The 5,361-nt window shown below is 27.3% G+C and carries 6 protein-coding genes; 4 read left to right on the forward strand and 2 right to left on the reverse strand.

The window, feature by feature from the left end; translation table 11 throughout:
* The 3 genes from LEQ07_RS19375 to LEQ07_RS19385 form a co-directional block, all read left to right on the forward strand.
* Window positions 1-202 (forward strand): N-acetylmuramoyl-L-alanine amidase (locus LEQ07_RS19375; protein WP_263331890.1); only part of this gene is annotated, 202 nt, incomplete at its 5' end.
* Between the two features lie 63 nt (window positions 203-265).
* Window positions 266-478 (forward strand): DUF378 domain-containing protein, encoded by a 213-nt coding sequence (locus LEQ07_RS19380; RefSeq protein WP_263331891.1) that lies wholly within the window; start codon window positions 266-268, stop codon window positions 476-478.
* Between the two features lie 399 nt (window positions 479-877).
* Window positions 878-2,341 carry a SulP family inorganic anion transporter gene (locus tag LEQ07_RS19385; RefSeq protein WP_263331892.1) on the forward strand — a complete coding sequence of 488 codons (1,464 nt, stop codon included), beginning with the start codon at window positions 878-880 and terminating at the stop codon, window positions 2,339-2,341.
* 100 nt (window positions 2,342-2,441) lie between these two features.
* Here LEQ07_RS19385 and LEQ07_RS19390 read toward each other — a convergent pair whose 3' ends face one another.
* Together LEQ07_RS19390 and LEQ07_RS19395 are read right to left on the reverse strand one after the other, a co-directional pair.
* Complete coding sequence (locus tag LEQ07_RS19390) at window positions 2,442-4,070, reverse strand: ribonuclease J (protein ID WP_332843360.1); 1,629 nt, start codon at window positions 4,068-4,070, stop codon at window positions 2,442-2,444.
* A 366-nt stretch (window positions 4,071-4,436) separates the two neighbouring features.
* Window positions 4,437-4,754, reverse strand: a complete 318-nt coding sequence (locus tag LEQ07_RS19395) for a DnaA ATPase domain-containing protein (protein ID WP_263331893.1) — start codon at window positions 4,752-4,754, stop codon at window positions 4,437-4,439.
* Window positions 4,755-4,919: 165 nt separating this feature from the next.
* Between LEQ07_RS19395 and LEQ07_RS19400 the strand changes: the two genes are divergently transcribed.
* On the forward strand, window positions 4,920-5,165 hold the full coding sequence (locus tag LEQ07_RS19400; RefSeq protein ID WP_263331894.1) for a hypothetical protein: 246 nt from the start codon (window positions 4,920-4,922) through the stop codon (window positions 5,163-5,165).
* Window positions 5,166-5,361 lie beyond the last annotated feature (196 nt).

A 5,361-nucleotide genomic window follows, 5' to 3' on the forward strand; every position in this document is an offset into this window, starting at 1 on the left:
CTGTAAGTTAGCTACTAATTTATCTTCAAATCTTTCTAATAAACTTAATACTACAAATCGTGGTGTTAAGATATCTAAAAAATTCTCAGTTTTAAAACATAGTAAAATGCCTGCTGTAATTATAGAAATTGATTTTATATCAAATAATTCTGTTGAAACTTCTTGCTCTGATGATAAAAGTAGAAATATACTAATTCATTGAATATATTTATAATTTATGACTAAAACTATATATAAATTAATATTTTTTAGGAGGCTTTATTACATGGAAATTATTTATAACATTTGTATAATTCTAGTTTTAGTTGGAGCTCTAAATTGGGGGCTAGTTAGCTTATTTAAATTTGACTTAGTTGCTGCTTTATTTGCAGGTAGCGGAGAGTTTGGAAATATAAGTAGCTTTAGTAGAATAATATATGGTCTAGTAGGGTTGTCTGCCATTTACGTTGGATTTGAATATTTCTTTAATATGATGTAGTCTAATTACATACTTTAAAAATAATCTTTAAACATAAAAAGTAGGAGAACCTTTCATGGCTCTTCTATTTTTATGTTTTTAATTTTAATATTATTATCTAGTGAAATTTTAAATCAAATATTATAAGTCTTTTCAAGTATTTTAGAATTATTTTTAGTAGAACTTCTTTCAAATAACTTTATTGCTATTATAGTATTATAATTGTTCCTTCCATACCTTTTAACTGTTTAGATGTATATCTAAAGTATCATTTAAATATGCTCATTATTACGATACAAATTGACTTTTTTTGATTTATATCTTATAATACAAGTTCTGATATATCTCTATAATTTATATTTTATATAAGTTTTGATTGTTGTTAATTTACATAAAACATAAATTAATAGGAGGTAAAAAATGAACGAAATAAAAAAAGAATGGTTTGGAAACACAAAACAAGACATACTCTCGGGTATGGTAGTAGCTATTGCATTAATTCCAGAGGCAATAGGATTTTCTATAATAGCAGGAGTTAATCCTATGATGGGATTATATGCATCATTTTGTATAGCTATGATTACTGCATTTTTCGGTGGAAGACAGGGTATGATATCAGCAGCAACAGGTGCGATGGCATTATTACTGGTAAACCTTGTAAAAGATTATGGCATAGAATATATGTTAGCGGCAACAATCTTAACAGGAATTATACAATTAATATTAGGTTACTTAAAGATCGGGAACTTATTAAAGTTTATACCTAGACCAGTTATGATTGGTTTTGTAAATGCATTGGCAATTCTAATATTCAAAGCTCAATTACCTTATTTCCAAGGTGAATCTATATGGATATATGCATTAGTTGCTATAGGACTTTTAGTTATATATCTATTCCCTAAAATTAATAAAACAATACCATCGCCATTAATAGCCATAATAGCAGTGACCGTATTGGCTAGTGTGTTAGGAATAAAAACAACAACAATAGGAGATATCGGAAATATATCTTCAACATTACCTAAATTTTTAATTCCAAATGTATCAGTTAGTTTGGAAACTCTAAAAATAATACTTCCATATTCAATCTCTCTATCAATAGTTGGACTTGTTGAATCTTTATTAACTGCTCAGCTATTAGATGATTTAACTCATACAAAAAGTAATAAAAATAGAGAATGTATGGGACAAGGTGTTGCGAATGTAGTGTCAGGATTATTTGGAGGAATGGCTGGGTGTGCTATGATAGGTCAATCTATTATAAACTTCAAATCAGGAGGTAGAGGTAGATTATCGACTTTTGTTGCAGGCTTATTTTTAATGATTTTAATAATATTATTAAATAAATTTGTTGTAATAATCCCGATAGCTGCATTAATATCAGTTATGATTGTTGTATCAATTTCAACATTTGATTGGGAGTCTCTAAAAAGACTTAAAATAGTTCCTAAGACAGATTCTATAGTTATGATTTCAACAGTAGTTGTTGTGCTATTCACTCATAACTTAGCATTTGGAGTTATAGTTGGAGTTATATTAAGCGCTTTATTCTTTGCTTCTAAAATATCTGAAGTTCATGTAGAAAAATTTGAAAAGTCAAATGTTGTAGAGTATAAGGTAAGCGGGCAGTTATTCTTCAGTTCAACGACAAGTTTTATAAATCATTTTAGTTTTGAAGAAAAATCTAAAACTATAAATATAGATTTATCTAATGTTAGAATATGGGATGAATCAGCAGTTGACTGTATTGATAAATTAGTTTTTAGGTTTAGAAAAAATGATAATAATGTAAATTTAGTTGGAATGAGTACAAAGTGCAAAGAAATCATTGAACAAATCGGAAAGCACGATAAAATTGAATGTTTAGATAGCATAGGTCATTAATATCTAAATACTAAAAAATAGGAGTAATAAGTTTAACTAACTTGCTCCTAGTTTTTTTGCTATATTTCCATAATAACAGGTAAAATAGTAGGTGTTCTTTTCACCTTATTATATATATTTTTCCTAAAGCTGATTTTATATTAAATTTAATTGTATTCCAATCTTTAATATTATTATCTAAGCAATTTTCTATTTCAATTTTAGCTACTTTTCTCAACTCTTTTATTAACGCTTCAGATTCTCTTACATAAACAAATCCTCTTGTTAAAATATCAGGACCTGCCAGTAGTTTAAATTCACTTGAATCAATCGTAACAACAACAGTTATAACCCCATCACTACCTAATCTTTCTCTATCTGCAAGAACTATATTTCCTACATCTCCTACTCCTTTACCATCTACAATTACCGATCCACAGTTAACTTTTCCTAGCACTTCTCCGCTATTTGAAGTTAACTCAAGTACTCTACCAGTTTCCATTAAAAATATATTTTCAGGTTGCATACCTAACTCTTGAGCTAGTAGCTTGTGTTCTACTAAATGTCTATATTCTCCATGAACAGGCATGAAAAACTTTGGTTTAACTAATCTATGGATTAGTTTTAATTCTTCTTTACACGCATGTCCAGAAACATGAACTTCTTCTATTTCGTTATAAATAACTTCAGCACCAGCATTTAACAACTTATCTATAAGTTTTGATGTTGCTCTCTCATTACCTGGAATTGGAGATGCTGAAATAATTATAAAATCATTTTCTTTTATTTTTATATGTTTGTGTTCAGCATTTGCTATTCTTGAAAGTGCTGACATTGGCTCTCCTTGAGATCCTGTAGTTATTATAGTTATTTCACTTTCATTGAAGTTTTTAATATCATGTATATTTATAATAGAATCTTCAGCTACATCTAAATATCCTGATTCTATAGCTATCTTAGATACTCTTTCCATACTTCTTCCGCTAAATACAATCTTTCTATTATATAGTACTGATGCATTTATAATTTGTTGAATTCTATGTATGTTAGATGCAAAAGACGCTACAATAACTCTTCCATTCGCCTTTGAAAATAACATATCTAGATTTTTTCCTATTTCTTTTTCAGATATAGTGAATCCATCTCTTTCAACATTTGTACTATCAGCCATCATTAGTAAAACACCTTGACTACCTAGTTCAGCTAATCTATTAATGTTAATTAATTCTCCATCTACTGGAGTATGGTCAATTTTAAAATCGCCAGTGTGAACAATAACTCCTTCTGGTGTAGTTATAGCTAATGCGCAAGCATCTGCTATACTATGACATGTTCTAATAAATTCAACACTAAAATTATTTGTAACAATCGTCTCTCCTACTTTTACTTCATTTAAAATACAATCTGAAACTATATTTCGCTCTTCTAATCTGCTTTTTACTAGTTTTAAAGTAAACTTAGTTCCATATATAGGAACATTTATATGCTTTAATACATAAGGAATAGCTCCAATATGATCTTCATGTCCATGAGTCAGTACAATTGCCTTTACTTTTTTATGATTCTGTTTTAAATAACTTATATCTGGTATTAAAAAATCTACTCCATGCATTTCAGCGCTTGGAAATGCTAATCCACAGTCTATTACTATAATTTCATCACCATATTCTATTGCTGTGATGTTTTTTCCTATTTCCCCTAATCCACCTAGTGGAATTACTTTAATTTTATTCATTTTTTTTAGATTCATATAAACTCCTATTTTTATTAAGTTATTTCCGATTAACTTATACATTTTAAATTTGTTGTTTTATTAAATCCGAATGTCTAAAATAATATTTTTAATAATAAATTTTACTTAGAACCAATAATATCTATATGGAAGTTTATATAAAATATAAATATCTATATAAACCATATAAAAAAACTTGAATAAACACAATTACATCCAATTTTAAAAGATTATATTTATTCATCTTTCTTTATATAATTAATTAACTATGTATTAGATATAATACTATATAAACAATATTATATCTACACTTAGTTTAATATGCAAATAACTAGAATTTAAGTTTAGCTAAAGATTAATACAAAAAAATTAATTATAATTTATTTATCCATAAACCCTATAATTAAACTTCCTCCCCTTAAACAAGTCATCTATTAAAAGTACCTTAGCTCTTTTGTATCTACCAATAATCCTTTCATGCTCTTCACTATCCATTACAGTTTGTTTAATCCTAGTTATTGATTCTCTATAAGACATATATAAAACTCCAATACAATTATCCATAAGTTTATTTGCAATCGCTAATGATAAATGAGTTTTTCCTGAACCTACTTGTCCTAAAAACATTATTGAATTATTTCTAGTATCTTTAATTTCATTGAATCTATTAACATATTTATTAGCTCTTTTAATATATCCCACTGTTTTCTTAGTGAGGTGGGCGTTCGTGATAAATCATAAGAAAATCCTCCCCCACCCCTGTGCCTTTTGCGTTTGAATACTACTTTGTTTGTATATACTTATTTCGTTGCGATTTAAAGTAAACTTAGTTATTATTAACTTGAAAGATATAAGGAGGTGATTTATTTGAACACTATTACTAAGTTAAGTCCATTAAGAAGCTTCTTATATGTATTATTTTTTGTATTTATTTATTTCTCTATAATACATAGTTCTGCTATTTCAGGTGGTATAGGTCTTTTTATTGCTGGATTGATAAATTCATATGATTCATATATCCACTATAAAACTTTTAATACCTTAAACTTCTTATCTATAGTTTTTGCTGTTATGGGCTTACTTATAGGTTTCTCGCTAATTTGCTTTTCATAAATCTTTCTTTAGATTTTGAGAGTCTGTAATTAAAATTAAGGTGATATAAATTTTAGTAAACTACTAGCTTTTATATCATCTTATTTTTTGTTTCTTAAAGTTAATTTCTGTCATTTTTAATATATTGCTATTTGAAATTTCCTTAACTACAATTATCTTGAGTACGTTAAGGAGGTGTTTAATTGAAAAGTATATC

This window comes from Paraclostridium sp. AKS73 (assembly GCF_025671395.1).
Taxonomy (GTDB): Bacteria; Bacillota; Clostridia; order Peptostreptococcales; family Peptostreptococcaceae; genus Paraclostridium; species Paraclostridium benzoelyticum.

Bases quoted from the DNA above. Each gene is read 5' to 3' on its own strand.
- LEQ07_RS19385 (WP_263331892.1), top strand. From the start codon at position 878: ATGAACGAAATAAAAAAAGAATGGTTTGGAAACACAAAACAAGACATA.
- LEQ07_RS19380 (WP_263331891.1), top strand. From the start codon at position 266: ATGGAAATTATTTATAACATTTGTATAATTCTAGTTTTAGTTGGAGCT.
- LEQ07_RS19390 (WP_332843360.1), bottom strand. From the start codon at position 4,070: ATGAATCTAAAAAAAATGAATAAAATTAAAGTAATTCCACTAGGTGGA.